This is a genomic window from Buttiauxella noackiae ATCC 51607 (assembly GCF_001654865.1).
GTDB lineage: Bacteria > Pseudomonadota > Gammaproteobacteria > Enterobacterales > Enterobacteriaceae > Buttiauxella > Buttiauxella noackiae.
In genome coordinates this window covers 1-25,877 of the sequence record NZ_LXEO01000044.1, presented here as the reverse complement: position 1 = coordinate 25,877, position 25,877 = coordinate 1, and the positions used below count along the sequence as shown (strand labels likewise).

The window sequence follows — 25,877 nt, the reverse complement described above, 5'->3', positions numbered from 1 at the left end:
CTTAGTAGGGCGGATAAGCGTAGCGTCATCCGCCAAATAATTCCTGATTATTCAGCTAAAAACAGTTCCAACAGCGAATTCAAAAACAGCTTCCCATGCTCGGTAATCTGCCAATAATCCTCTGTTTCAACCAAATAATCTTTAGCAATTGCCTCGTCTAACTGCGCACGAATCACCGACTCATCAAGCCCGGTATACAGGCTAAATTCTTTACGCGGCGCGGCTTCCAGCAGACGGAAACGGTTCATAAAGAACTCGAACGGTTTGTCGCCTTGCTCCACATCGTGCTGCTTGTCGAGGTATTTACCTTCCATATAACCACGCGGATGGCGGGTTTTAGCGGTACGCAAAATACGGCCATCTGGGAATGTCACTTTGCCGTGCGCGCCGCAGCCAATCCCCAGGTAATCACCAAAGCGCCAGTAGTTCAGGTTGTGCTGGCACTGGTAACCCGGTTTTGCATAGGCAGAGGTTTCATATTGCTGGTAACCCGCAGCGGTCAGCAGCTTGTCGCCTTGCTCGAAAATATCCCACAACGCGTCGTCATCCGGCAATTTTGGCGGGCGTGAGCTAAACAGCGTGTTTGGCTCAATCGTCAGCTGATACCAGGAAAGATGCGGAGGGCTGAGCTCAATAGCCTGGCGCAAATCGTCGAGCGCTTCTTCCAAAGTTTGATCCGGCAGGCCGTGCATCAAATCCAGGTTAAAGCTGCGCAAGCCAAGCCCGCTCGCGAGGTGTGCTGCACGTTTCGCTTCACCTGAATCGTGGATACGCCCCAGACGCTTCAATTTTGGTTCGCTAAAACTCTGCACGCCGATAGAAATTCGGTTCACTCCCGCACGTTGATAGCTCACGAAGCGGTCTGCTTCCACCGTTCCGGGGTTGGCTTCCATTGTGATTTCCGCATCAGCTGCCAACGGCAGGCGAGCACGCACACCGTCGAGCAGATTTTGCATCGCCTCACCTGAAAGCAGGCTCGGCGTACCGCCACCAATAAAGATGGTCTTTATTTCACGTCCTTGTGCCATTGGCGCGTCGTTATCCAGATCGCGCAACAGATGGGCGACATACTCGTCGTGCGGTACGTCGCCTTTGAGTGCATGAGAGTTGAAGTCACAGTAGGGGCACTTCTGTACGCACCACGGGATGTGAATATAGAGACTCAGAGGTGGCAAATTAGCCATTTTTCATTGCTTCCAGTAACAGTTTTAGCGCTTGCCCACGGTGGGAAATCGCACGTTTTTCATCGCGAGTCAGTTCAGCGGCAGTTTTGCCTTCACTCGGGACAAAGAAAATGGGGTCGTAGCCAAAGCCACCCTGGCCTGCGGCTTCGCGGGTAATTTGACCTTCCCAGCTACCGTGACACACGAGTGGCGTGGGATCTTCTGCATGGCGCATATACACCAGCACGCAGTGGAAACGTGCTTTGCGTTGCTCGTCCGGCACATCTTTCAGTGTAGCGAGTAACTTTTCCAGGTTCTGTTGATCTGAAGCATCAACTCCGGCATAGCGTGCGGAGTAAATCCCCGGCGCGCCGCCGAGTACATCAACAGCCAGACCAGAGTCATCGGCAATTGCAGGCAGGCCAGTAACTTGTGATGCATGGCGTGCTTTCAGAATGGCATTCTCGATAAATGTCAGGCCAGTTTCTTCAGCAGACTCAACACCCAGTTCAGTTTGTGCCACAACATCCAGACCAAAATCGGCCAGTAAATCAGCGAGTTCACGCACTTTTCCGGCATTGCCGGTCGCGAGGACAACTTTTTGCATAGTGAGAAAATCCTGTGAAATTAGATGATTAATCGAGCAATGCCGCGACTTCCGTCGGGATTTGTTGCGGGTTGATAATCTTAATTTGCTTGTGGCGGCCCAACTCACCTTTCTCAACCAGAACCTGGCTTTTGGCAACGCGGAACAACTTAGCCAAATACTTTACCAGATGGGCGTTGGCTTTGCCGTCTATCGGTGGGGCGGTGATGGCGACTTTTAACTCGTCGCCATGCAATCCAACAATGCTATCGCGGCTGGCTTTAGGCTGAATATATAGCCGTAAAACCAGCCCATCCTCGGTTTGACTCACTGCACTCACAGCAAATACCAAAGCCCCGGGAACAAGTCCATGCCGAGGTAGTTCAGTGCGTAGAGAATCAAAATGACGACCATCGCGGAGAAATCAATTCCGCCCATCGCCGGAATCACACGGCGAATCGGTGCCATCATCGGTTCAGTCAGTTGCATCAGTACGTATTCAACTGGGCTGCGGCCCTGGCTAATCCAACTCATCAGTGAGCGAATTATAATCACCCAGAACACCAGCGTACCGGCGGATTTCAGCAGTGATAACAGGCCAACCAGTAAGTTCATCGGGTCAAGTGACAATGCGCCCACTTGAATAAGTAGCAAAATTGGATACTTCATCGTGGTGAGAATAAACGCCAGCAACAATGAAGATGTATCAATCGGGCCAATCGATGGAATTACCCGGCGCAGTGGCCCGACAATCGGTTGAGTAATCTTGACGATAAACTGTGCAAAAGGATTATAAAAATCACAACGTGACCACTGCATCCAGATGCGAATCAGCAGCACCATTACATACAGTTCAATCAGCGTTTTGACCAGGAAAGTCAACGTCAGCATGGCGTTCCTCAATAATTATAATGAATTAGCGAGCAGGGTAATCCCGCGCGCCGAAAATAGCGGTTCCAATGCGCACCATGGTGCTGCCTGCAGCAATCGCGGCGTCCATGTCATCGGTCATGCCCAGGGACAACGTATCAACCGTTGGATAACGGTTTTTGAGCGATGTGAAAGCGTCTGCCATTTTCTGGCAAACCGCTAACTGATGCTCGTAATCAGGTTCAGGGGCAGGAATTGCCATCAAACCTCGTAACACCAAACCCGGCAGAGCAGCGACATCAGCTGCCAGTGCATCAAGCTCATTGAGCGCAATGCCGGATTTGCTTTGCTCATCACTAATATTAATTTGAATCAGTACGTTAAGCGGCGGCAGCTCAGTTGGACGCTGCTCGTTCAGCCGCGTTGCAATTCGCAAACGATCGACGGTATGGCACCAGTCAAAATGTTCAGCAACCAGACGGCTTTTGTTCGACTGTAATGGGCCGATAAAGTGCCATTCCAGTGGGGTCTCACCGTTTTCGGCAAAGTAACGAATTTTGTCCACGCCTTCTTGAACGTAGTTTTCACCAAAGACTCGTTGGCCGGCAGCAATAGCTTCTGCGATGGCACTCGCAGGCTTAGTTTTACTGACTGCAAGCAGAGTAACTTCTTCTGGAGCACGGCCGCAGCGTTCAGTTGCCACCAGGATTTTGTTCTGAACCTGTGCCAGATTGTGCGCTATCTCGTTCATAGATTGAAAAGTGATATGGATATCGAAGAAATTGTGGCCCTTAGTGTAAAGCATAACGTCTCTGATCTACACCTGTGTGCACAGCTTCCTGCTCGCTGGCGTAGACGAGGGCGACTTGAACCTTTACCCGAAAACGTTCCATTACCCGCAACGTTGCTGGACACCTGGCTGACAAACGGGCAAAGAGAAGAGCTGGAAGAGCACGGACAATTGGATTTTGCTGTGACCCTCGTCAGCGGTACGCGGCTGCGTGCCAACGCCTTTCGCCAGATGCAGGGTGTCTCACTAGTATTACGGATACTTGCTTCCCACAGTCCAAAACTTGAGTCGTTAAACGTTCCTGCCATCATCCCGGAATTACTGAAATCTGCTGATGGATTGATTCTGGTGACGGGGGCCACAGGCAGTGGGAAATCCACCACGCTCGCCGCGATGGTAGACAACCTGAATCATCAGCTCGACGGGCACATTCTCACACTGGAAGACCCGATTGAATTTGTACACCACTCGAAGCGTTGTTTGATTCAACAGCGAGAGCCAGGCCAGCATTGCCGTTCATTTTCTGCCGGTTTACGCGCGGCACTTCGTGAAGATCCCGACGTTATTTTGCTCGGGGAATTACGTGACAGTGAAACTATCCGCCTTGCACTTACCGCCGCAGAAACTGGGCATCTGGTACTGGCAACCCTCCACACTCGCGGGGCGGCACAAGCCGTGGAACGGTTGGTAGATGTCTTTCCTGCAGAAGAAAAAAACATGGTGCGTAGCCAGCTTGCGGGCAGTTTAAAAGCAGTGCTGGCGCAGAAATTATTGCCTGATAGCTGCGGGGGAAGGGTGGCTGCATTCGAATTACTGGTTAATACACCCGCCGTGGCAAGCCTTATCCGCGAAGGCAAGACGCATCAGTTACCAGGGCTGATTCAAACCGGGCAGCAATACGGTATGCAGAGTTTTGCGCAGTGCGAAGCTTTGTTACATGCACAAGGAGAGCTTGCGAATGAAGTGCTTTCACCCTCTCCGAATGAAGAGGGATGGAGCTAATCAGAGGCAGGGCTTAAGGGTTATAGTCAAACCAGCTTTCAAGAATGATAACCGCCGATGCAGAGTCAATGCTGCCTTTATTGAGCGCGCGGAAACCACCGTGCTCGAATAACCCTGCGCGTGCTTCAACGGTACTCAGGCGTTCATCCTGCAAAGAGACTTTTACGCCAAACCGGCCATGCAGGCGATTAGCAAATTTACGCGCACGGGCGGTGAGTGGTTGCTCGGTGCCATCCATATTCAGTGGTAAACCCACGACAACTTCATCAGGTTGCCACTCTTTGAGGATTTTCTCGATAACGTTCCAGTCGGGGGTGCCGTCTTGTGCTTTCAGTGCAGTTAAGGGGCGTGCCGTTCTGGTAATGCGTTGGCCGATGGCGACACCAATACTTTTGGTACCGAAATCAAAGGCTAATAAAGTTCCACTGCTCATCAGGCGTGTCCCGCTTCACTTGGCATATTATGGATATCAATGCCGATTAATTTTGCGGCTTCACGCCAGCGTTCAGAAATCGGGGTGTGGAACAGAATAGAGGCATCTGCCGGAGCGGTTAGCCACGCATTGTCCAGAATCTCTTGTTCCAGTTGCCCCTTTTCCCACGATGAGTAACCGAGTGCAACAATCACATCTGCAGGTTGTTTTGATGTGCCGATAGTTTCCAGGACATCACGAGATGTGGTGATCACAGTGTCATCCGAAATACGGATGCTGGAGGCGAAACAATCTGGTGGGGTGTGCAAAATAAAACCACGGTCTTCCGCCAGCGGGCCGCCAATAAAAACAGGTTTATCAAGGCGAATAGCTGGGTCACGTGGTTCTGGTTCGATCTTGAGTTTTTGCAGAACACCGTCAACCTGGAGGTTTTCGAGGGGCTTGTTAATGATTATCCCCATAGCGCCTTCATCGTTGTATTCACAAACATAAACGACTGCTCGCTTAAACAGAGGATCCTGGAGCGCCGGCATGGCAATTAGAAAGTGATGCTGTAAATTCATTGTCAGAGGTTCTGGTTCCGGTTGAAAAAGCGACATTTGATGCGCAGACAATAGCCAGTTTATCACTGTTGAACTGCTCTGGACACTTGGCCCATCCTTGGGCCGTACCTCTTTAAAAGAGGTGCGCCGGACTATTTAGCCAGGCGTTTTTCGATTGCGTCAAACAACATGCCGGTAATAGAAACCGGGAATTCGGCTTCGATTTCGCGAATGCATGTTGGGCTGGTGACGTTAATCTCAGTCAGGCGATCGCCAATGATATCCAGGCCAACAAAAATCAGCCCTTTCGCTTTAAGAGTAGGGCCAACACGACGGGCAATTTCCCAGTCGCTTTCTGTCAAAGGACGCGGTTCGCCACGGCCACCCGCTGCCAGGTTGCCACGAGTTTCGCCGCCTTGTGGAATACGCGCCAGGCAATATGGAACAGGTTCACCATCCACCACCAGAACACGTTTGTCACCGTCAACAATCGCAGGCAGGTAATTTTGCGCCATGCAGTAACGGTTGCCGAGTTCAGTCAGTGTTTCAGCGATAACACCAATGTTAGGGTCGCCTTCTTTAACACGGAAAATTGAAGCACCACCCATGCCATCTAACGGCTTGAGGATGATGTCGCCATGTTTTTGCCAGAATGCTTTAAGCTGCGCTTTGTTGCGCGTCACCAGCGTTTCTGGAGTTAAATCTGCAAACCAGGCGGTGAACAGCTTTTCGTTACAATCGCGCAGGCTTTGCGGTTTGTTAACGATCAATGTGCCTTGTTCTTCGGCGCGCTCAAGAATGTAAGTTGCGTAGATAAATTCGGTATCAAACGGCGGGTCTTTACGCATCAATACAACGTCGAGATCGGCAAGCTGGATGTCTTGCTCACTACCAAATTCGTACCATTTATCGTAATTCTGCTCGACAGTGACCAGGCGAGTGCGTGCGTGTGCTTCGCCGTTGATCAAATACAGATCGGCCATTTCCATGTAATGCAGTTCATAACCACGGCGCTGGGCTTCCAGCAGCATGGCAAAGCTTGAGTCTTTCTTAATGTTAATGTTTGCGATGGGATCCATCACGATGCCGAGCTTGATCATTGTTTTTCTCCGTTTTAGCCCAGATCGCCAAAGCGCACTTGCAGCGCGGTAATGGCGGTGAGCGCGGTAGTCTCAGTACGCAGAACGCGAGGTCCCAACAGAATATCAGTAAACTGATGACGTGCGGTCATGGCAATTTCATCAGCCGTTAAACCGCCTTCCGGGCCGATAAGTAAGCGCACACGTTCAACAGGTTGCGGCAATGTATTAATACTGGCGCTGGCACGAGGATGCAGATTCAGTTTCAGGCTGTCATCTTGTTCCGCACACCACGCTTCCAAATCCATCGCTGGGCGAACTTCCGGCACGATATTCCGGCCGCATTGCTCGCAGGCTGCAATAGCAATTTTCTGCCATTGCCCAAGCTTCTTATTCAGGCGTTCGGCATCCAGTTTTACGCCACAGCGCTCGGAAAACAAAGGCGTAATCACATTCACACCCAGCTCGACTGCTTTCTGAATCGTGAATTCCATCTTTTCACCGCGCGACATCACCTGGCCGAGATGTAGATGAAGTGGGGACTCACGGTCATCAACGCTCGCGCTGAGGACTTTTACCCGCACGCTTTTTTTATCGGCCTGAACAATTTCAGCCTCAAAAACCTGATTGCTGCCGTCAAACAATTGCAGCGCATGGCCTGCACTCATGCGTAGTACGCGGCCAACATGATTTGCTGCGTCTTCACAAAGTGCAATGTCCTGGCCGACACAAAGGAGTTCAGGGTGATGAATGCGGGGTATGCGCATGGTTTTTTATGATCCAAAATCAGATGTATATATTCTCCCTCTCCTGCAGAGAGAGGGGACAGAAACAATTCCCGCTAGTGTAGGTTAGCTGTTTTGTGCCTGGCAAGCCCGCAGCACATAAGGGTTATGATTGCCCTGAACTTTAGCGATTCGTTCGTCGCGTTCGCACTCCCAGGTGGTGACGGGATATTGCTTATTCCACGCCTCAAACAGTTGTGTTTGCTGGCGAGAAAGGTTGAGCTGATATTGGTCACGCATATAGAAGTAAGTGCGGGCGATAGCACCCCGGGCACGCGCTGGTGGCTCGGCAATCTTTTCTTTGAAGTCCACTTTCATTGCGCATTGCCCGTACTGGCCTTCACCACCATTCCACTGGCTATACATAAAGTTGTTACGGTCAGCATTTACTTCACCTACAGCCGGTTGCAGATTATGCATATCGCTTTCCATCTTGCGATATTCCGGGTCCTTAGCGCAGTTTTTACGACCACCATCTTGCCAACACTGGCGCTGGTGGCCGAACTGCCAGGCTGGAACAACATGTTCCCATTCGATACGTGAGGCGCGGTTTTCATTTTTACGCACTTTGTAGCCGCATGACTCTAGATCGGGAACACCCTTTTTCCCTTCCCAGTTAATTTTACATCCGCAATAGAAGTCGCCTGGCGCATCGGCATTCACTTTTGCACCAGCCGCTTTAGCCTGAGAGAAATTATTGATACCGGTGCTGAACGTGGAGAAAGAGCAGAGGGCTGCAACAAGTGCAACAGCCAAAGAAATTTTGCGAGACATTTCCAGAATCCTTTTTAAAACGTGCTCGCACCGTACTTGAAGCTTTATTGGGATTCAATAAGGTAAATCAGGAAACTTTATGAATAATATTTTTAATTACAGGAGGTTGTAACGTCGGGTTTTAACAGGTCGCCACATTGCGCGCAGCGGTATTCTGATTCGCCGCGCAAGACTTTGTTATGGCGGCGCACCGTCAACTGATGCTGTTGGCAACGGCAGTGATAGGGGAAGGTGTTTTTGCGAACAGATTGCACTTCAAACTTATGTGTCCGGCGGGCAGGAACGCCAAGTACTGTTTCCATCATCCATTTCCACTCTTTGCCATGCGGCGCTACGCGACCAAAGTGTTTCCACACCAACAAATGAGCCAGTTCGTGCGGCACTACCTCATCAATAAAGGTCTGCTGGTTTTCCATTAACAACACCGGATTGAGGCGGATTTCGTAGCTATCCATCCATGCGGTGCCCGCAGCCGTGCCTCGCTGCTGATATACCAGCTTCGGTTCAGGGTAGTTACGGCCTAAGTGCAGATTTGCCTGTTGAAGCTTTTCCCGTAGGCAGCGCATAACCGCCTGCTGGATAGCGATGGGGAGTCTTGGGGATTTCATAGCGGCAAAGAATAGTGCGAGGTGGAACAGGGTGCAAGCCCCTCTCGGTTGAGGAGAGGGGCTTGTGATTGTTAGTCGTGAGCACCAATCTCACGTAACCGACGACCTTTCATCAGGTTACGTTCGATGTGTTCCAGGGAAACGTGTTTGGTTTCCGGAATCAGCCACACAGTGAGAACAATAAAGAACAGGTTCAACGCCGCGTACACCCAGAAAGTATTCGCATTACCCAGCGTATTGAGCATGGTCAGGAACGTTGCACCGACAATCATATTCGCAATCCAGTTGGTGGCGGTGGAACAGGTGATACCAAAATCGCGCCCTTTAAGCGGCTGGATTTCAGAACACAGCACCCAAATCAGCGGGCCGGCACTCATCGCAAAACCAACGATGAACATCAACAGCATGGCGATAGCAAAGTATTGCGCACCCTGGGAATGAATACCGACGTGCAGCATGGTGCCGAGAATACCCATACCTACCGCCATAACCAGGAAGCCCAGAACGAGCGTTGGTTTACGACCCCAACGGTCCACCAGACCAATAGCAATGAAGGTTGCCAGGACGTTGATAAGACCTACGATGACGGTGCCCCACATTTGCTGAGTGGTATTTGTGAAGCCTGCAATTTCGAAGATTTTCGGTGCGTAATACATGATGACGTTCATACCGGTGAACTGTTGCATCACCTGAAGCAGAACACCAAGGAACACGGCACGACGGAAGTTGCTGTTGTCCTTAAACAGTGACCAACCACTTTGTTTTACCTTCAGGCTTTCACGGATTTCTTCCAGTTCACGTTTAGCTTCTGCACTGGTATCGCGCAGGCGCATTAGCACACGTTCAGCATCATGGAAGCGACGTTTCGCGGCGAACCAGCGTGGGCTGTCTGGCAGGAAGAAGACGCCAACAAGTAAGATCAACGCAGGAATGGTGATAACACCCAACATCCAGCGCCATGAGCCGTTATAGCTAAAAGCTGTATCGGAAAGGTAAGCGCCAAGAATACCGATGGTAATCATCAACTGGTACATTGAGATCATGCTGCCACGGATTTTTTCAGGGGCAATTTCAGACAGATAAAGTGGGGCGGTATAAGACGCAACACCGACTGCCAGGCCGAGCAATACACGGGAGAGAATCAGAATTTCAGTGTTCGGTGCAAAAGCAGAGCACAGTGAACCTGCAACGAAAAGCACAGCACCAATCATCAGGCTGTATTTACGCCCGATGCGGAAGGAGAGCCAACCGCTGCCAACGGCACCGACAGCTGCACCAAACATCATCGAACTTACAACCCACTCTTGCTGATGCGCAGTTATCTGGAAATCTTTTGCGATAAACGGTAACGCACCGGCAATCACGCCAATATCCAGGCCAAATAACAAACCGGCCAGGGCTGCAAGAAAACAGACAAAAAAGGTCATGCTTTTGTTCGAGCGCCCTTGTTTTTTTATTTCAGGCATATTGCTCTCCAGTTGAATAATTTGGGGGATATCTCGCTATTAAGATTAGGTTAACGCGACGTAAAATTGTGTGATTCAACTCACGTTAGTGTAATCGGTTACACTAGTGTCAAGAATTGTATGTGCAATTTTTTTAATTAAAACAGTGAATTGAGTGTAGAAAATAAAACAAAAATTTTCCATGCGAGACTAATCTGAAATATTTTGTAACTAGCGCAGCAACAAAAAGTTGTCATGCAGAACTGTCTTAATTAATGCCTTGTTAACGCGAATGTAACCGTTTCCACTGGTGCTGTTTGTTACGAGAGATTTTTCGGAGGAGGATTTAAGTGTTGAAGGGGAGTAAAAAACAAAAAGGCCAGCGAAGCGCTGGCCTTTAAAGTTTGATGGTGAACTGGCGAGGTTTACTTCAGTCCAGCAGCATCACGCAGCAATTCTGCTTTGTCGGTTTTTTCCCATGGGAAATGCTCACGACCAAAGTGACCGTATGCTGCGGTTTCTTTGTAGATTGGGTGCAGCAGATCCAGCATCTGAATCAGGCCGTACGGACGCAGGTCGAAGAACTCACGTACCAGCAGGGTCAGTTGCTCGGTAGAGATTTTCTCAGTACCGAAGGTTTCAACCATGATAGATGTTGGCTCAGCCACGCCGATTGCGTAAGAAACCTGGATTTCACAGCGGTCAGCAAGGCCAGCTGCAACGATGTTTTTCGCTACATAACGAGCCGCATATGCTGCAGAACGGTCCACTTTAGACGGATCTTTACCAGAGAATGCACCACCGCCGTGACGAGCCATACCGCCGTAGGTATCAACGATAATTTTACGACCGGTCAGGCCGCAGTCACCCATTGGGCCACCGATAACAAAACGGCCAGTTGGGTTGATGTGGTATTTAGTGGAAGCATTTAACCATTCTGCCGGCAGAACTGGCTTGATGATCTCTTCCATAACGGCTTCTTGTAGCGTTTTAAGCGCAACATCTTCTGAATGCTGGGTAGACAATACTACCGCGTCGATGCCGACAATTTTACCGTCGTCATACTGGAAGGTGATTTGGCTTTTTGCATCCGGACGCAACCATGGCAGAGAGCCATTCTTACGAACTTCAGCCTGGCGTTGAACCAGACGGTGTGCGTAAGTGATTGGCGCTGGCATCAGCACGTCGGTTTCATTGGTCGCATAACCAAACATCAGGCCCTGGTCGCCAGCACCTTGCTCCAGCGGGTCAGTACGGTCAACGCCCTGGTTGATATCAGGGGATTGCTTACCGATAGCGCTCAGCACTGCGCAAGAGTTGGCATCAAAGCCCATATCAGAATGCACGTAGCCGATTTCACGAATCGTTTGACGAGTGATCTCTTCGATATCAACCCAGGCGCTGGTGGTGATTTCACCGCCAACCAGAACCATGCCGGTTTTTACGTAAGTTTCGCAAGCTACGCGCGCTTTTGGATCCTGTTCCAGGATCGCATCAAGCACCGCATCGGAGATTTGGTCAGCGATTTTATCGGGATGCCCTTCTGATACAGACTCGGACGTAAAGAGGTGTTTGGCCATGTTTTATTCACCCTAAGAGAATTAGGTTAGTGCAGACTGCTGTTTATCGGCGCTCGAACCAGTGCGATGTACTGGTAACTTGAGTTTTCACCACAGGTTTCATTTCAGGCAGTCTAACAGTTAATCGGTATAGATGGATTAACATCTGGACGGCTATTCTAGGTTATCCATTAATCAGATTACCAGTGATTTTTACGCCTGCAAGTCTGTGCCAATAATCTCAGGTGGCAAATTTTACTGACAGTGCCGCAATCCAGGGATTTTTACTTTGCAATTTCCTTCTGTTATCGGTATAAAGCGGCGCGCGCGGCTCATTCAACAAGCACACAGTTTTTGTGTTGCCCACTTCCAGCCGGGTTGAGCAAATTTCTTAGCTTTGGCTTGTCGCATACCCAAACCGTATGCGTGGAGGTGATACGATTGAAAAACCGCTTTAATTCGCAAACTCTGGCGACCGTCCAGGTCGTGCATATGCTCCTCGCATCCAGCCACTCTTTGCTACAGCTACATTCCTGCCGATGTTATACCCATCTTGGCGCATCGATGGATTCTCGGGCCGGTTTTTAAACCCGCAAAATTCAGAACTTGGGCTCTCTTGTCATCGATAAGAGTATTCTCGTGGTTTCGCCGCTCCGCACAACGGAGTTCGGTTACGTGTTTTACTTATGATATGAAAAAGAAACCGGTCGCACAGCTAGCCTGTCAGCGTCTTATGCTGCTTCTACGCGCTGTTAATGGGTTGTTATTGCAGGATACCCCTGCGATAGTAGTCAACTGTTTTGCACATTCGTTTAAATTTGAGGTTCGCCATGTCTGACAAAATCTCTTCTGTTTCGGGTTCGTCAGTGGGCGAGCAGGATGTACACCGCTCCATGCAGGAGGTTGCCATGAGCTCCCAGGAAGCAAGCAAGATGCTGCGTACTTACAATATTGCCTGGTGGGGCAATAACTATTACGACGTCAACGAACTCGGTCACATTACCGTGTGCCCCGATCCCGATGTCCCAGAGGCTCGTGTTGATCTCGCTGAACTCGTAAAAGCCCGTGAAGCACAGGGGCAGCGTTTACCTGCATTGTTCTGTTTCCCGCAGATTTTGCAGCACCGCCTGCGTTCTATTAATGCAGCGTTCAAACGTGCTCGCGAATCTTATGGTTATAACGGCGACTATTTCCTCGTTTACCCAATCAAAGTGAACCAGCACCGTCGCGTAATTGAATCACTGATTCATTCCGGTGAACCTCTGGGTCTGGAAGCGGGTTCTAAAGCGGAACTGATGGCGGTTCTGGCGCATGCCGGTATGACGCGTTCAGTTATTGTGTGTAACGGCTATAAAGACCGTGAATACATCCGCCTGGCGTTGATCGGCGAGAAGATGGGCCACAAGGTTTATCTGGTCATCGAGAAGATGTCAGAAATTCGTATCGTGCTGGAAGAAGCAGAGCGCTTGAATGTCGTGCCACGTCTTGGCGTGCGCGCACGTCTGGCGTCACAAGGCTCCGGCAAATGGCAGTCTTCTGGTGGCGAGAAATCCAAATTTGGCCTGGCGGCGACGCAGGTTCTGCAACTGGTTGATATGTTGCGTGAAGCGGGTCGTATCGACAGCCTGCAATTACTGCACTTCCACCTTGGTTCGCAAATGGCGAACATCCGCGATATCGCCACAGGCGTGCGTGAATCTGCGCGTTTCTATGTTGAGCTGCACAAGATGGGCGTTAACATCGAATGCTTCGACGTGGGCGGCGGTCTGGGCGTGGACTACGAAGGGACGCGTTCCCAGTCGGATTGTTCGGTCAACTATGGCCTGAACGAATATGCTAATAACATTATCTGGGCGATTGGTGATGCGTGTGAAGAACACGGTTTGCCACACCCAACGGTTATTACCGAGTCCGGTCGTGCGGTAACTGCGCACCATACCGTGTTGGTGTCTAACATCATCGGTGTTGAACGTAACGAATACACAACCCCAACCGCGCCTGCTGAAGCCGCACCGCGCGCACTGCAAAGCATGTGGGAAACCTGGGGCGAAATGCACGAGCCGAACAACCGCCGCTCGCTGCGTGAATGGCTGCACGACAGCCAGATTGATTTGCACGATATCCACACCGGCTATGCATCTGGCAGCTTCTCGCTGCAAGAACGCGCCTGGGCGGAACAACTTTACCTGAGCATGTGCCATGAAATTCAACGCTTGCTCGACCCAAGTAACCGTGCGCACCGCCCAATAATCGACGAACTGCAAGAACGTATGGCGGATAAGATTTACGTCAACTTCTCACTGTTCCAGTCGATGCCGGATGCATGGGGCATAGACCAGTTGTTCCCTGTGCTGCCGCTTGAAGGTCTGAATCAGATCCCTGAGCGCCGCGCGGTACTGCTGGATATTACTTGTGATTCCGACGGTGCAATCGATCATTACATCGATGGCGACGGTATTGCGACTACGATGCCAATGCCAGAATACGATGCGGAAAACCCGCCGCTGCTGGGCTTCTTTATGGTTGGCGCGTACCAGGAAATTCTGGGCAACATGCACAACCTGTTTGGTGATACCGAAGCGGTTGACGTGTTTGTCTTCCCTGACGGCAGCGTAGAGGTGGAGCTTTCTGATGAAGGCGATACCGTTGCGGACATGCTGGAATATGTTCAGCTTGATCCAAACACCTTGCTGAAGCATTTCCGCGATCAGGTTAAACAGACCGATCTGGATGCGGCATTACAGCAGCAGTTCCTTGAAGAGTTTGAGGCTGGGTTGTACGGCTATACTTACTTAGAAGACGAGTAAATTACTCGTCATACTTCGAGCTGCAGCCAACACTTTGCAACGCGAATTATTTAGAGTAAATAGTGTACAAATAATGCTGCATTCGGCGATAATCCGCGCCAACAAGCAGTCTGAATGAAACAGTCCCTTCCTCGTCGGGTTTAACGACGCGGAGGGGACTTTTTTTTGCTAATAATTACCATCATCGTGAGGTCAAACCATGAGCACCTTAGGCCATCAGTACGACAATTCCCTGGTATCCAATGCCTTCGGTTTTTTACGTTTTCCGCTGAACTTTATGCCATACGACAGCGATGCCGATTGGGTTATCACTGGCGTTCCTTTTGATGCGGCAACGTCTGGCCGTGCAGGTGGTCGTCATGGCCCTGCGGCAATTCGTCAGGTTTCAACTAATCTGGCATGGGAAGGCAACCGCTTCCCGTGGAACTTCGACGTGCGTGAGCGTTTGAACGTTGTTGACTGCGGCGACCTGGTTTACGCCTTCGGTGATGCGCGTGATATGAGCGAACGTCTGCAGGCTCACGCAGAAAAATTACTGGCTGCCGGCAAGCGTATGCTCTCTTTCGGTGGTGACCACTTTGTGACTCTGCCGCTGTTGCGTGCCCATGCGAAGCACTTTGGTAAAATGGCACTGGTACATTTTGATGCGCACACCGATACCTATGCAAATGGTTGCGAGTTCGACCACGGCACCATGTTCTACACTGCACCTAAAGAAGGTTTGATCGACCCGAACCACTCTGTGCAAATTGGTATCCGTACTGAGTTCGATAAAGACAATGGTTTCACCGTGCTGGATGCAGGCCAGGTGAATGACCGCACTGTTGACGATGTGCTGGCGCAGGTTAAGCAAATTGTTGGTGATATGCCGGTGTACCTGACCTTTGATATTGACTGTATCGACCCGGCTTTCGCACCAGGAACAGGAACTCCGGTTATCGGTGGTCTGACGACTGACCGTGCGCTTAAACTGGTTCGTGGTTTGAAAGACTTGAACATCGTTGGTATGGATGTTGTGGAAGTTTCTCCGGCTTACGATCAGTCCGAAATTACCGCGCTGGCGGGTGCGACTTTGGCGCTGGAGATGTTGTATATCCAGGCTGCTAAGAAAGGCGAATAAAGAATTGTTTGTGTCGGATGGCGCTATCGCGCCATCCACCGCTTTTATATTACTTCAGCCCATCCGCAGCCATACGGTCACGAATATGTTGCGCACGTTCTGCAGAAGCTGGGTGGTCATCAAGCATTGAGCTTTGGCGGCCTTCTTCTGCTTTCGCTAACTTCTCAAAACTGGTCGCCAGGCCAATTGGGTTGATTCCACGTTTTCTCAACAAATCATACGAGTAGTCATCGGCTTCAGACTCCTGACGCTGGGAGAACTGCGCGTTCACCAGTTTTTCGCCCAAATCACCAAGCTGCGACTGCGACAGACTGCCAATCACACCGCCTGCTGAGGCTGCCGCTACGCGTGCTGCGTTGGTGCCCAACGCCACTTGCATCCCTTTCTTCACATGACCCAGCGCGACGTGGCCCATTTCGTGGCCGATAACCGCTTCGACTTCATTATCGTTCATCATGTCCATCAGGCCGCTATATACGCGAATGCAGCCGTTAGCCATCGCAAAGGCATTTACATCTTTGGTGACGTACACCTTGTAGTTCACCGGCATGCCGTTGATGTTGTCGCCCAGGGCTGAGGAAATCTTGCTGAGACGTTTAGCATATTCACTGCTGGCTGGAGCGATGCTCGCCTTGCTGTCGAGCTCAGCACAAGATTTGTCACTTAACTCTTTCACCTGCGCATCACTTAATGTGTAGGCCTGGAATGCTTCCGCACCGGAAGCGAGCAGACCGTTAGAGTCCATGTTCTGGCAGCCGCTCAGTAGGGCAGCAACGCTCAGGCTTAATAAAATTGGGCGCAATTTCATGCCAATATCCTTAATTAGTGATAACTGCTCAGAGGTGATTCAGCCACAAACCATTGGCTAGTCGCTTCAGTATAAAGAAGTTAACCAAACTCGCGCAGCAACTTGCGCAACATGCGAGCAGGTTCCAGAGATTTCTTAACCGGACAAAAGGATGCTCCATGTACATGGCACACGGCTTGCGGTACATTGATGGCAATTTTTTGGGCGTAGCCCATAACGCATAGTAGTCAAGGCCTGACCTTCAACCATCCGATCTGGAGTCAAAATGTCCTCTCGTAAAGAGCTTGCCAATGCTATTCGTGCACTCAGCATGGACGCAGTACAAAAAGCCAAATCCGGTCACCCGGGCGCCCCTATGGGTATGGCAGACATTGCCGAAGTCCTGTGGCGCGATTTCCTGAACCATAACCCGCAGAACCCTGCATGGGCTGACCGTGACCGCTTTGTGCTGTCTAACGGCCACGGTTCAATGCTGATCTATAGCTTGCTGCACCTCACAGGTTATGACCTGCCGATTGAAGAACTGAAAAACTTCCGTCAGCTGCATTCCAAAACTCCGGGTCACCCGGAAGTGGGCTACACCGCTGGTGTTGAAACCACGACTGGCCCGCTGGGTCAGGGTGTTGCGAACGCAGTGGGTATGGCAATTGCTGAACGCACCATGGCAGCACAGTTCAACCGTCCTGGTCACGACATCGTGGACCACTTCACCTACACATTCCTGGGTGATGGCTGCATGATGGAAGGCATTTCCCACGAAGTTTGCTCACTGGCCGGTACGCTGGGTCTGGGTAAACTGGTTGCCTTCTATGATGACAACGGTATTTCTATCGACGGCCACGTTGAAGGCTGGTTCACTGACGATACTGCGAAACGCTTTGAAGCTTACGGCTGGCACGTTGTGCGCGGCGTTGACGGTCACGATGCAGACGCCATCAAACGCGCTGTTGAAGAAGCTAAGGCCGTTACCGACAAACCTTCACTGTTGATGTGCAAAACCATCATCGGTTTCGGTTCACCAAACAAAGCCGGTACGCACGATTCCCACGGCGCACCTTTGGGTGATGCGGAAATCGCACTGACTCGTGAGCAACTTGGCTGGAAACACGCGCCATTCGAAATCCCGTCTGAGATCTACGCTCAGTGGGATGCAAAAGAAGCAGGCCAGGCGAAAGAAGCGGCATGGAACGAGAAGTTCGCAGCCTACGCGAAAGCCTTCCCGCAGGAAGCTGCTGAATTTACCCGTCGTATGAAAGGCGACATGCCTGCTGATTTCGCAGCTAAAGCGCAAGAGTTCATCAAGAACCTGCAAGCTAACCCTGCGAAAATCGCTAGCCGTAAAGCGTCTCAGAACACCATCGAAGCATTCGGACACTTGCTGCCAGAATTCCTCGGCGGTTCCGCTGACCTGGCACCGTCTAACCTGACTATCTGGTCTGGTTCTAAAGCGATCAACGAAGATCTGGCCGGTAACTACATCCATTACGGTGTACGTGAATTCGGTATGACGGCGATTGCGAATGGTATTGCACTGCACGGTGGTTTCCTGCCGTACACCTCTACCTTCCTGATGTTCGTTGAATACGCTCGTAACGCGGTGCGTATGGCCGCGCTGATGAAGCAACGCCAGGTGATGGTCTATACCCACGACTCAATCGGTCTGGGCGAAGATGGCCCAACTCACCAGCCAGTAGAGCAGCTTGCTGCCCTGCGCGTAACGCCAAACATGAGCACATGGCGTCCATGTGACCAGGTTGAATCTGCGGTGGCGTGGAAATACGCAGTAGAACGTCACGACGGCCCGACCGCGCTGATCTTCTCTCGTCAGAACCTGGCACAGCAGGATCGTACAGAACAGCAGCTGGCGGATATCGCCCGCGGCGCATACGTTCTGAAAGATTGTGCAGGCCAGCCGGAACTGATCCTGATCGCGACCGGTTCTGAAGTTGAACTGGCTGTTGCAGCCTGGGATCAGCTGTCTGCTGAAGGTATCAAAGCACGTGTGGTTTCCATGCCGTCTACCGATGCGTTCGACAAACAAGATCCAGCGTACCGTGAAGCCGTGCTGCCGAAAGCCGTTGCTGCGCGTGTTGCTATCGAAGCCAGCATCGCTGACTACTGGTACAAATACGTTGGCCTGAACGGCGCGGTTGTGGGTATGACCACCTTCGGTGAGTCTGCTCCAGCAGAGCAGCTGTTCGAAGAGTTTGGCTTCACCGTTGAGAATGTGGTGAAACAGGCTAAAGCAGTTCTGTAATGTGAAAAAGGCCAGCAATGCTGGCCTTTTCTTTAATGCTTCAGATACGAAAATCCTCTCGTCTTAAAATCAAAATTCCCTGCCTCGACATTACATTCATCCACGGTGTGCATCTAAATATTTCTCTAAAACAAAGCATTACCGCAATCTCTAATGGCTCTTTATTTGTATTGATCATGAGAGTGAAAATCATTATCATTTGCATTACGTAAATTAATGTGAATATAAGTAAATGAATCGACATACTTTATCTGGCTACAAGAATTCGGGTTTCATTGCTTTAACCGCTGCGCTGCTGATGAGTTCCCTGTCTGTTTGTGCGAAACCGCTTCCCGAAAAAGAGTTCCTTGCCGTTCCAGCGGGTAATGGGGTTTACGAGTTGGCATATGATGCTTCTCAGAACGTTCTGTTCGCCGCCTCAGCCCCTTCATTTGATAAAGATAAAACTGATGGCCTGGTCTATAAATTGAATCCAGATACGCTGGTAGCCACCGGAAAAATTACTACTAAGCGACGCGCATTTGCCACTGTGCTGGATGAAGAAAACCATATTTTGTATATCGGTAACACCCTTGAAGGGGCCGTTACGCTTATCGATACACGCACTGATAAAGAAATTAAAACGGTTCAACTGAGTGATATCAGTAATCCTAAAGAAATCGTTCACACCCGTGAAATGGCGCTTGATAAAAAACGCCAACGCTTATATGTATCAGGTGTTACTCAGAAAGGTATTATTTGGGTTATCGACACGCAAAAACAGCAGCATATTGCGACCATTGAAAATATGGGTGAATATCCAACCGGGCTGGCTGTCGATGAAAGCAAAGGGCGAGTTTATGCTGTAAACGGCAGTGGGGAATTTATTACGCTTGATGCCAGCGATAATAAAATTATCTCAAGAGTTAAAGTTGAGCCGCAGAAAAAACACTTCTTCTTAAATATCGCGCTGGATAATAAAAAAGAGCGTGCATTTATTACCGATCCTGATTTATCCGATGTTTTGGTGGTTTCACTAGAAGACGGCAAAATCATTGATCGCATCAAGGTAATTAATTCTCTGGCAGTAATGTACAACAGTGGTCGCAACGAAGTTTATATCACTCACCGTAATGCACAGCTGATAAGCGTTGTCGACGGCGACACTTACAAAGTAAAAGCCAGCATCGCGACATCGGCCTTGCCTAATAGTCTTGCGCTTTCAGCTGATAGCCGCACTCTTTATGCCAGCGTGAAGCAGGGGGAAAAGGATATGGGCAAAAAACCGGATTACATTATTAAAGTCGATCTCGACAAAATCTAACTCAATTTTAATTAAAAGAATAATAAAGCCCTGTGGTGAAAATTCACAGGGTCGGTAGGCTTTTTTCAATATCTCAGGTAATTAAAAAATGGGAAATAATAAGCGGTTGGTGTTGGCACGAACAGTGGCAGGAATAGCGGTGCTGGCTGGAGGCTCAATGCTTACAGTGTTAGCCGAGGAAAATAGCTCTTCTCTTAACGAAAATGAAGATCAAATGGTGGTGACGGCATCGGGTTTTTCTCAACAGAAAAAAGATGCCCCAGCTACAATTTCCGTAATTGATCGAAAACAGCTCGATGAAAAACCAAACAGGAATGTTGCCGAAGCCATTCAGGATTTACCAGGCGTTAATATAGGTAGTGGTTCGAGTGATATGGCGACCGGCAGTATAATGATGCGAGGTATGGACTCAAGCTATACCGCGTTTATGGTCAACAGTGTCAAACAAAATACCGGTGAATCACGCCCCTATGGGCAAGATATTGGTGCTGAAGTTAATTTCCTGCCACCGATGGAAGCTATCGAGCGAATTGAAGTGATTCGTGGGCCGATGTCATCGTTGTATGGCTCAGATGCGATTGGTGGTGTGGTTAACGTCATCACCAAAAAGCCTTACGGTGTGGCTGACTGGACCGGGGCGTTGGCGGCTAATACGTTCATTCAGGAAGACAGTTCATTCGGTAACACCAACCAGATGAATTTGTTCGCGATGGGGCCTATTGTGCCGGATGTGCTGGGTGTGAGCATTGCCGCTGACTGGCTCAATCGCCGTGATGACAATCGTGACAACTATTTCAGCAAAAACGATCGCAAGTCTGTCGATATGACCGTAGGCCTTGCAGCTAACGAAACAAACTTATTTGACCTCAATGTTGTCTCTGGGGAACAAAAGAAGAACCGTGATAATGCGCCCTGGATGTGGAGGTTTGATCGTGATGCGCTGACACTGAGCCACAACGGTTGGTACGCTGAAGACACTATTGAAACAAAAAACTACATCAACTACGAGAAAGGGCGCTCAAAGTACAGTCTGGATGGTGATGCTCCGCAGTACATTAAGACTGAAAACTACGTTGCCAACAGCCAGACGACCTTCACGTTAGATAGCCATAAGTTAACCATCGGCGCTAATTTCACTCGCGAAGAGTTGAACGATCAATTTGCTGTTTCCAGTAAAGAAGCGCCAGGAGTGGAGCCGGTGACCAAAATCAGCCGCAATGGTTGGGCACTGTTCGCTGAAGATGGTTGGCAAATTGGCGACTTTACGCTGACTACATCCGCACGTATGGATCGCGATAACTATTTCGGCACACACGTCACGCCAAAACTTTATGGCAACTGGGCGATTACCGACGCCTGGGCTCTGAAAGGCGGTGTATCCGCAGGCTATAAAAAACCTGAATTGCGCGAAACCTCCGCTGATTTCGTGACGCCACGTGGCTCATTACCGCCATACCCGTATTTAACCGTGGGTAACGATGACCTGAAACCAGAGAAAAGCGTCAACTCTGAACTGGGTCTGTACTGGGCAGGAGAGAAGCTGGCGTTAGACGGCACCGTTTTCTATACCCAATTCAAAGATAAAATATCCGAAGAGACTATTTGTGAAACGACGGCGACTAACCAGTGCCAGATGAACGGCTATCAAGCTGACTCTATCAGTAAATACTTCAACGTCGGTAAAGCTGATGTCTATGGAGTGGAGCTTAATGCCGACTGGCAAGTGACTGAAACCGTAAAAGCCAACGCGAACTACACCTATAACCATAGCGAACAGAAAACCGGCGTTAATAAAGGTTATGCGCTTAATGACTTCCCACGTCATATGGCGAACTTGTCGCTGACCTGGTCGGCTACACAAGCGTTGGATCTGTGGAGCAAAGCGAATTATCGCAGCAGCAACCGCGATACTGGCGATCATATTGATTACGAGGCCTGGACGATGGTTGATCTCGGTGCGCGTTATCAATTGAACAAAAATACCCAGCTTATGGCAGGTGTTTACAACCTATTTGATGCTGACCCACAACGTATCAGTCCGTGGGGCGATTACGGGCTGGTCGAAGGGCGCCGCTACAATCTGGGTGCACGAATCGAATTTTAATTGAGTGCATAATTGAGTGCCTAAAGGACAAATGCTGCCCGGTGGTGGCGTTTGTCCTCTGTCGTATACATCCGGTCTCGATCCAATGCCTGTGAGTATGAGGGCCGCTTGCCAATACTGGTTACTATTCGTCCTTAGCCTTTAATTCGTTGCAGTTATTCCATCGAAAATGTGACCTGCGTCAGAAGATTAGTTGCCTGTCCTGGGGTAACGTTCCATTTATTCCCCGTTTCGCTTACCATAGCTGAAGCGTTTCAGTCGACTAAATGTTCGACAATTAAGCAAACAAATGCAGTTTCAATAGTGCGAGGATTCCCCTCAGACGATTGCTGGATTACTCTGTCAGCCACTTAGTCTCAGGGATTCTGGCAGGAGAGATATGACCGTACGCATAGCAATTAATGGCTTCGGTCGCATTGGGCGCAACGTGGTACGTGCTTTGTACGAATCCGGTCGCCGTGCGGAAATTACCGTCGTAGCAATCAATGAACTGGCTGATGCTGCGGGTATGGCGCATCTGTTGAAGTATGACACCAGCCATGGTCGCTTCGCCTGGGACGTCCGTCAGGAGCGTGACCAGTTATGGGTAGGCGACGACGCCATCCGTATTTTGCACGAACCGCAAATTGCTAATTTGCCGTGGCGTGAACTGGGCGTTGATGTGGTGCTCGATTGCACTGGTGTGTTTGGCTCCCGTGCAGACGGTGAGGCTCATCTTGCCGCTGGTGCTAAAAAAGTCCTCTTCTCTCATCCTGGCGGTAACGACCTCGACGCCACCGTTGTTTACGGTGTGAATCATGAAAGTGTGGTTGCTGAACATCGCATTGTTTCAAATGCTTCTTGCACCACAAACTGCATCATTCCAATTATCAAACTGCTTGATGATGCTTACGGTATTGAGTGGGGCACAGTGACCACCATTCATTCGGCCATGCATGATCAACAAGTTATTGACGCCTATCATCCAGACTTGCGCCGCACCCGTGCCGCCAGCCAGTCTATTATTCCCGTTGATACGCGTCTTGCTGCTGGTATCACACGTATTTTCCCGAAATTTAACGATCGTTTTGAAGCAATTGCGGTACGTGTTCCTACCATCAACGTCACAGCGATAGATTTAAGCGTGACGGTGAAAAATGCAGTTAAAGCCAATGAAGTCAACAAGTTGCTGCAAAAAGCAGCACGAGATTCATTTCATGGTATAGTTGACTATACGGAATTACCGTTGGTCTCGACTGATTTTAACCACGATCCGCATAGTGCCATTATTGATGGCACACAAACCCGGGTCAGTGGGCAACATCTGATTAAAACTTTAGTCTGGTGTGATAATGAATGGGGCTTTGCTAACCGAATGCTCGACACGACGTTAGTCATGGCCGCAAGTGGTTTCAGGTAGAGCGCATATGCGTTCGCAAAACTTTAAGAATCAACGAGAGGATTCACCATGTCTGTAATTAAGATGACCGATCTGGATCTGGCTGGTAAGCGCGTTCTGATCCGTGCAGATTTGAACGTACCAGTTAAAGAAGGGAAAGTGACATCTGACGCACGTATTCGTGCATCACTGCCAACTATCGAACTGGCCCTGAAGCAAGGCGCTAAAGTGATGGTAACTTCTCACCTGGGTCGTCCGACTGAAGGCGAGTACAACGAAGAATTCTCTCTGCTGCCGGTTGTTAACTACCTGAAAGACAAATTGTCTTCCCCGGTTCGTTTGGCTAAAGATTACCTCGACGGCGTTGAAGTTGCTGAAGGTGAACTGGTTGTTCTGGAAAACGTTCGCTTCAACAAAGGCGAAAAGAAAGACGACGAAACTCTGTCTAAAAAATACGCTGCACTGTGTGACGTATTCGTAATGGACGCTTTCGGTACTGCTCACCGCGCACAGGCTTCTACTCACGGCGTTGGCAAATTTGCAGACATCGCTTGTGCAGGCCCGCTGCTGGCTGAAGAGCTGAGCGCACTGGGTAAAGCACTGAAAGAACCAGCTCGTCCAATGGTTGCTATCGTTGGCGGTTCTAAAGTTTCTACCAAACTGACTGTTCTTGATTCCCTGTCCAAAATCGCTGACCAGCTGATTGTTGGTGGTGGCATCGCGAACACCTTCGTTGCTGCTCAAGGCCACAACGTAGGCAAATCTCTGTACGAAGCAGACCTGGTTGACGAAGCTAAACGCCTGCTGACTATCTGTGATATCCCAGTACCTGCTGACGTTCGCGTTGCAACTGAGTTCTCTGAGACTGCTACTGCAACTCTGAAATCTGTAAACGATGTGAAAGCTGACGAGCAGATTCTGGATATCGGTGATGCATCTGCAGCACAACTGGCTGAAATCCTGAAGAATGCAAAAACCATTCTGTGGAACGGCCCGGTTGGCGTGTTCGAATTCCCGAACTTCCGTAAAGGTACTGAAATCGTTGCTAATGCAATTGCAGACAGCGAAGCATTCTCTATCGCAGGCGGCGGTGACACTCTGGCAGCAATCGACCTGTTCGGTATTGCTGACAAAATCTCCTACATCTCCACTGGCGGCGGCGCATTCCTCGAATTCGTGGAAGGTAAAGTTCTGCCAGCAGTAGCGATGCTTGAAGAGCGCGCTAAGAAGTAATGATTACGGGCAGGGTTTCCTGCCCGTTGTTTTTTAGTCGTTTGCAAATGCGGGCGACTCATCGTTTTTTCTAACGGCCAACGATACAGGACAACGTAACATGTCTAAAATTTTTGATTTCGTAAAACCTGGTGTTATCACTGGTGATGACGTACAGAAAGTTTTCCAGGTAGCAAAAGAGAACAACTTTGCTCTGCCAGCAGTTAACTGCGTAGGCACCGACTCTATCAACGCTGTACTGGAAACTGCTGCGAAAGTTAAAGCTCCAGTTATCGTTCAGTTCTCTAACGGTGGCGCTGCATTCATCGCTGGTAAAGGCGTGAAAACTGACGTTCCTCAGGGCGCTGCAATCCTGGGTGCTATCTCTGGCGCACATCACGTACACCAGATGGCTGAACATTACGGCGTGCCAGTAATCCTGCACACTGACCACTGCGCGAAGAAATTGCTGCCGTGGATCGATGGCCTGTTAGACGCGGGTGAAAAACACTTCGCAGCTACCGGCAAACCACTGTTCTCTTCTCACATGATCGACCTGTCTGAAGAGTCTCTGGAAGAAAACATCGCGATCAGCTCTAAATACCTGGAGCGTATGTCCAAAATGGGCATGACTCTGGAAATTGAACTGGGTTGCACCGGCGGCGAAGAAGATGGCGTAGACAACAGCCATATGGATGCTTCTGCGCTGTACACTCAGCCAGAAGACGTTGATTACGCTTATACTGAACTGAGCAAAATCAGCCCACGTTTCACCATCGCTGCTTCTTTTGGTAACGTGCACGGTGTTTACAAACCAGGTAACGTGGTTCTGACCCCGACTATCCTGCGTGATTCTCAGGATTATGTTTCTAAGAAACACAACCTGCCGCACAACTCCCTGAACTTCGTATTCCACGGCGGTTCTGGTTCTACTGCTCAAGAAATCAAAGATTCCGTGAGCTACGGTGTTATCAAAATGAACATCGATACCGATACCCAGTGGGCAACTTGGGAAGGTATCCTGAGCTACTACAAAGCTAACGAAGCGTATCTGCAAGGTCAGTTGGGCAACCCGAAAGGCGAAGACCAGCCGAACAAGAAATACTACGATCCGCGCGTATGGCTGCGTTCTGCACAGACTTCCATGATCACCCGTCTGGAGCAAGCTTTCAAAGAACTGAACGCAGTAGACGTTCTGTAATCTTTGTAGCTTAATTGCTGTACCGAAAAACCCGCCTTGTGCGCAATGCCG

The 25,877-nt window shown here is 49.9% G+C and carries 25 protein-coding genes; 11 read left to right on the top strand and 14 right to left on the bottom strand.

What is annotated here, in order from left to right; genetic code table 11:
- Positions 1-47 precede the first annotated feature (47 nt).
- From hemW to M979_RS14070, 5 genes are read right to left on the bottom strand one after another with little or no spacing between them, the layout of a single operon-like run.
- Positions 48-1,184, bottom strand: a complete 1,137-nt coding sequence (gene hemW, locus M979_RS14090; RefSeq protein ID WP_064555312.1) for a radical SAM family heme chaperone HemW — start codon at positions 1,182-1,184, stop codon at positions 48-50.
- Complete coding sequence (locus M979_RS14085; RefSeq protein ID WP_034457800.1) at positions 1,177-1,770, bottom strand: XTP/dITP diphosphatase; 594 nt, start codon at positions 1,768-1,770, stop codon at positions 1,177-1,179. The genes hemW and M979_RS14085 overlap by 8 nt, the downstream gene beginning before the upstream one ends.
- A gap of 28 nt (positions 1,771-1,798) precedes the next feature.
- On the bottom strand, positions 1,799-2,089 hold the full coding sequence (gene yggU / locus M979_RS14080; RefSeq protein WP_034457798.1) for a DUF167 family protein YggU: 291 nt from the start codon (positions 2,087-2,089) through the stop codon (positions 1,799-1,801).
- Complete coding sequence (locus M979_RS14075; protein WP_034457796.1) at positions 2,086-2,640, bottom strand: YggT family protein; 555 nt, start codon at positions 2,638-2,640, stop codon at positions 2,086-2,088. Before M979_RS14075 ends, yggU begins: the two co-directional genes overlap by 4 nt.
- 25 nt (positions 2,641-2,665) lie before the next feature.
- Positions 2,666-3,370 carry a YggS family pyridoxal phosphate-dependent enzyme gene (locus M979_RS14070; protein WP_064555311.1) on the bottom strand — a complete coding sequence of 235 codons (705 nt, stop codon included), beginning with the start codon at positions 3,368-3,370 and terminating at the stop codon, positions 2,666-2,668.
- 15 nt (positions 3,371-3,385) lie between these two features.
- On the opposite strand from M979_RS14070, the gene M979_RS14065 reads away from it, so the two are divergent.
- Positions 3,386-4,411: a type IV pilus twitching motility protein PilT gene (locus tag M979_RS14065; protein ID WP_064555310.1), complete on the top strand. Its 1,026-nt coding sequence runs from the start codon at positions 3,386-3,388 to the stop codon at positions 4,409-4,411.
- A gap of 13 nt (positions 4,412-4,424) precedes the next feature.
- Here M979_RS14065 and ruvX read toward each other — a convergent pair whose 3' ends face one another.
- The 8 genes from ruvX to metK all read right to left on the bottom strand — a co-directional run bounded on the left by ruvX (position 4,425) and on the right by metK (position 11,657).
- Entirely contained in the window at positions 4,425-4,844 is a 420-nt protein-coding gene (gene ruvX / locus M979_RS14060; RefSeq protein WP_034457792.1) for a Holliday junction resolvase RuvX, read from the bottom strand.
- Positions 4,844-5,407 carry a YqgE/AlgH family protein gene (locus M979_RS14055; RefSeq protein WP_064555309.1) on the bottom strand — a complete coding sequence of 188 codons (564 nt, stop codon included), beginning with the start codon at positions 5,405-5,407 and terminating at the stop codon, positions 4,844-4,846. The genes ruvX and M979_RS14055 overlap by 1 nt, the downstream gene beginning before the upstream one ends.
- A 131-nt stretch (positions 5,408-5,538) precedes the next feature.
- Positions 5,539-6,486 (bottom strand): glutathione synthase, encoded by a 948-nt coding sequence (gene gshB / locus M979_RS14050; RefSeq protein WP_034457791.1) that lies wholly within the window; start codon positions 6,484-6,486, stop codon positions 5,539-5,541.
- A gap of 14 nt (positions 6,487-6,500) precedes the next feature.
- Positions 6,501-7,232, bottom strand: a complete 732-nt coding sequence (gene rsmE / locus M979_RS14045; protein ID WP_064555308.1) for a 16S rRNA (uracil(1498)-N(3))-methyltransferase — start codon at positions 7,230-7,232, stop codon at positions 6,501-6,503.
- 84 nt (positions 7,233-7,316) lie between these two features.
- Positions 7,317-8,024: a deoxyribonuclease I gene (endA, locus tag M979_RS14040; protein WP_064555307.1), complete on the bottom strand. Its 708-nt coding sequence runs from the start codon at positions 8,022-8,024 to the stop codon at positions 7,317-7,319.
- 92 nt (positions 8,025-8,116) lie between these two features.
- On the bottom strand, positions 8,117-8,632 hold the full coding sequence (locus tag M979_RS14035; RefSeq protein ID WP_074388664.1) for a SprT family zinc-dependent metalloprotease: 516 nt from the start codon (positions 8,630-8,632) through the stop codon (positions 8,117-8,119).
- Positions 8,633-8,703: 71 nt separating this feature from the next.
- A complete protein-coding gene (locus M979_RS14030; protein ID WP_034457783.1) occupies positions 8,704-10,098 on the bottom strand; it encodes a sugar porter family MFS transporter in 1,395 nt (464 codons plus the stop codon).
- Positions 10,099-10,502: 404 nt separating this feature from the next.
- Entirely contained in the window at positions 10,503-11,657 is a 1,155-nt protein-coding gene (gene metK / locus M979_RS14025) for a methionine adenosyltransferase (RefSeq protein WP_034457781.1), read from the bottom strand.
- Positions 11,658-12,128: 471 nt separating this feature from the next.
- Here metK and M979_RS24065 point away from each other — a divergent pair, with 471 nt between their 5' ends.
- The 4 genes from M979_RS24065 to speB all read left to right on the top strand — a co-directional run bounded on the left by M979_RS24065 (position 12,129) and on the right by speB (position 15,563).
- On the top strand, positions 12,129-12,224 hold the full coding sequence (locus M979_RS24065) for a hypothetical protein (RefSeq protein WP_425338133.1): 96 nt from the start codon (positions 12,129-12,131) through the stop codon (positions 12,222-12,224).
- 103 nt (positions 12,225-12,327) lie between these two features.
- Positions 12,328-12,474: an acid stress response protein YqgB gene (yqgB, locus tag M979_RS23365; RefSeq protein WP_157093250.1), complete on the top strand. Its 147-nt coding sequence runs from the start codon at positions 12,328-12,330 to the stop codon at positions 12,472-12,474.
- Complete coding sequence (gene speA / locus M979_RS14020) at positions 12,467-14,443, top strand: biosynthetic arginine decarboxylase (RefSeq protein WP_074388663.1); 1,977 nt, start codon at positions 12,467-12,469, stop codon at positions 14,441-14,443. The genes yqgB and speA overlap by 8 nt, the downstream gene beginning before the upstream one ends.
- Before the next feature lie 199 nt (positions 14,444-14,642).
- Entirely contained in the window at positions 14,643-15,563 is a 921-nt protein-coding gene (speB, locus tag M979_RS14015; RefSeq protein ID WP_034457777.1) for an agmatinase, read from the top strand.
- 49 nt (positions 15,564-15,612) lie between these two features.
- Here speB and loiP read toward each other — a convergent pair whose 3' ends face one another.
- Entirely contained in the window at positions 15,613-16,371 is a 759-nt protein-coding gene (gene loiP / locus M979_RS14010; protein ID WP_034457774.1) for a metalloprotease LoiP, read from the bottom strand.
- A gap of 265 nt (positions 16,372-16,636) precedes the next feature.
- Between loiP and tkt the strand changes: the two genes are divergently transcribed.
- The 6 genes from tkt (at position 16,637) to fbaA (ending at position 25,826) form a co-directional block, all read left to right on the top strand.
- Positions 16,637-18,628 (top strand): transketolase, encoded by a 1,992-nt coding sequence (gene tkt / locus M979_RS14005; protein ID WP_064555304.1) that lies wholly within the window; start codon positions 16,637-16,639, stop codon positions 18,626-18,628.
- A 232-nt stretch (positions 18,629-18,860) separates the two neighbouring features.
- Complete coding sequence (yncE, locus tag M979_RS14000; RefSeq protein WP_064555303.1) at positions 18,861-19,931, top strand: 7-bladed beta-propeller protein YncE; 1,071 nt, start codon at positions 18,861-18,863, stop codon at positions 19,929-19,931.
- A 157-nt stretch (positions 19,932-20,088) separates the two neighbouring features.
- Positions 20,089-22,035 (top strand): TonB-dependent receptor domain-containing protein, encoded by a 1,947-nt coding sequence (locus M979_RS13995; RefSeq protein ID WP_373978499.1) that lies wholly within the window; start codon positions 20,089-20,091, stop codon positions 22,033-22,035.
- 379 nt (positions 22,036-22,414) lie between these two features.
- Entirely contained in the window at positions 22,415-23,434 is a 1,020-nt protein-coding gene (gene epd / locus M979_RS13990; RefSeq protein ID WP_034457770.1) for an erythrose-4-phosphate dehydrogenase, read from the top strand.
- A gap of 48 nt (positions 23,435-23,482) precedes the next feature.
- Complete coding sequence (gene pgk, locus M979_RS13985) at positions 23,483-24,646, top strand: phosphoglycerate kinase (RefSeq protein WP_034457768.1); 1,164 nt, start codon at positions 23,483-23,485, stop codon at positions 24,644-24,646.
- Positions 24,647-24,746: 100 nt separating this feature from the next.
- On the top strand, positions 24,747-25,826 hold the full coding sequence (gene fbaA / locus M979_RS13980) for a class II fructose-bisphosphate aldolase (protein ID WP_064513655.1): 1,080 nt from the start codon (positions 24,747-24,749) through the stop codon (positions 25,824-25,826).
- The last annotated feature ends 51 nt before the right edge of the window (positions 25,827-25,877 follow it).

Bases quoted from the DNA above. Each gene is read 5' to 3' on its own strand.
- tkt (WP_064555304.1), top strand. From the start codon at position 16,637: ATGTCCTCTCGTAAAGAGCTTGCCAATGCTATTCGTGCACTCAGCATG.
- yqgB (WP_157093250.1), top strand. From the start codon at position 12,328: ATGAAAAAGAAACCGGTCGCACAGCTAGCCTGTCAGCGTCTTATGCTG.
- M979_RS13995 (WP_373978499.1), top strand. From the start codon at position 20,089: ATGCTTACAGTGTTAGCCGAGGAAAATAGCTCTTCTCTTAACGAAAAT.
- M979_RS14035 (WP_074388664.1), bottom strand. From the start codon at position 8,632: ATGAAATCCCCAAGACTCCCCATCGCTATCCAGCAGGCGGTTATGCGC.
- epd (WP_034457770.1), top strand. From the start codon at position 22,415: ATGACCGTACGCATAGCAATTAATGGCTTCGGTCGCATTGGGCGCAAC.
- pgk (WP_034457768.1), top strand. From the start codon at position 23,483: ATGTCTGTAATTAAGATGACCGATCTGGATCTGGCTGGTAAGCGCGTT.
- endA (WP_064555307.1), bottom strand. From the start codon at position 8,024: ATGTCTCGCAAAATTTCTTTGGCTGTTGCACTTGTTGCAGCCCTCTGC.
- yncE (WP_064555303.1), top strand. From the start codon at position 18,861: ATGAATCGACATACTTTATCTGGCTACAAGAATTCGGGTTTCATTGCT.
- loiP (WP_034457774.1), bottom strand. From the start codon at position 16,371: ATGAAATTGCGCCCAATTTTATTAAGCCTGAGCGTTGCTGCCCTACTG.
- speA (WP_074388663.1), top strand. From the start codon at position 12,467: ATGTCTGACAAAATCTCTTCTGTTTCGGGTTCGTCAGTGGGCGAGCAG.
- M979_RS14070 (WP_064555311.1), bottom strand. From the start codon at position 3,370: ATGAACGAGATAGCGCACAATCTGGCACAGGTTCAGAACAAAATCCTG.
- ruvX (WP_034457792.1), bottom strand. From the start codon at position 4,844: ATGAGCAGTGGAACTTTATTAGCCTTTGATTTCGGTACCAAAAGTATT.
- M979_RS14055 (WP_064555309.1), bottom strand. From the start codon at position 5,407: ATGAATTTACAGCATCACTTTCTAATTGCCATGCCGGCGCTCCAGGAT.
- M979_RS14030 (WP_034457783.1), bottom strand. From the start codon at position 10,098: ATGCCTGAAATAAAAAAACAAGGGCGCTCGAACAAAAGCATGACCTTT.
- M979_RS14065 (WP_064555310.1), top strand. From the start codon at position 3,386: ATGGATATCGAAGAAATTGTGGCCCTTAGTGTAAAGCATAACGTCTCT.
- gshB (WP_034457791.1), bottom strand. From the start codon at position 6,486: ATGATCAAGCTCGGCATCGTGATGGATCCCATCGCAAACATTAACATT.
- hemW (WP_064555312.1), bottom strand. From the start codon at position 1,184: ATGGCTAATTTGCCACCTCTGAGTCTCTATATTCACATCCCGTGGTGC.
- M979_RS24065 (WP_425338133.1), top strand. From the start codon at position 12,129: ATGCTCCTCGCATCCAGCCACTCTTTGCTACAGCTACATTCCTGCCGA.
- speB (WP_034457777.1), top strand. From the start codon at position 14,643: ATGAGCACCTTAGGCCATCAGTACGACAATTCCCTGGTATCCAATGCC.
- metK (WP_034457781.1), bottom strand. From the start codon at position 11,657: ATGGCCAAACACCTCTTTACGTCCGAGTCTGTATCAGAAGGGCATCCC.
- M979_RS14075 (WP_034457796.1), bottom strand. From the start codon at position 2,640: ATGCTGACGTTGACTTTCCTGGTCAAAACGCTGATTGAACTGTATGTA.
- rsmE (WP_064555308.1), bottom strand. From the start codon at position 7,232: ATGCGCATACCCCGCATTCATCACCCTGAACTCCTTTGTGTCGGCCAG.
- fbaA (WP_064513655.1), top strand. From the start codon at position 24,747: ATGTCTAAAATTTTTGATTTCGTAAAACCTGGTGTTATCACTGGTGAT.
- M979_RS14085 (WP_034457800.1), bottom strand. From the start codon at position 1,770: ATGCAAAAAGTTGTCCTCGCGACCGGCAATGCCGGAAAAGTGCGTGAA.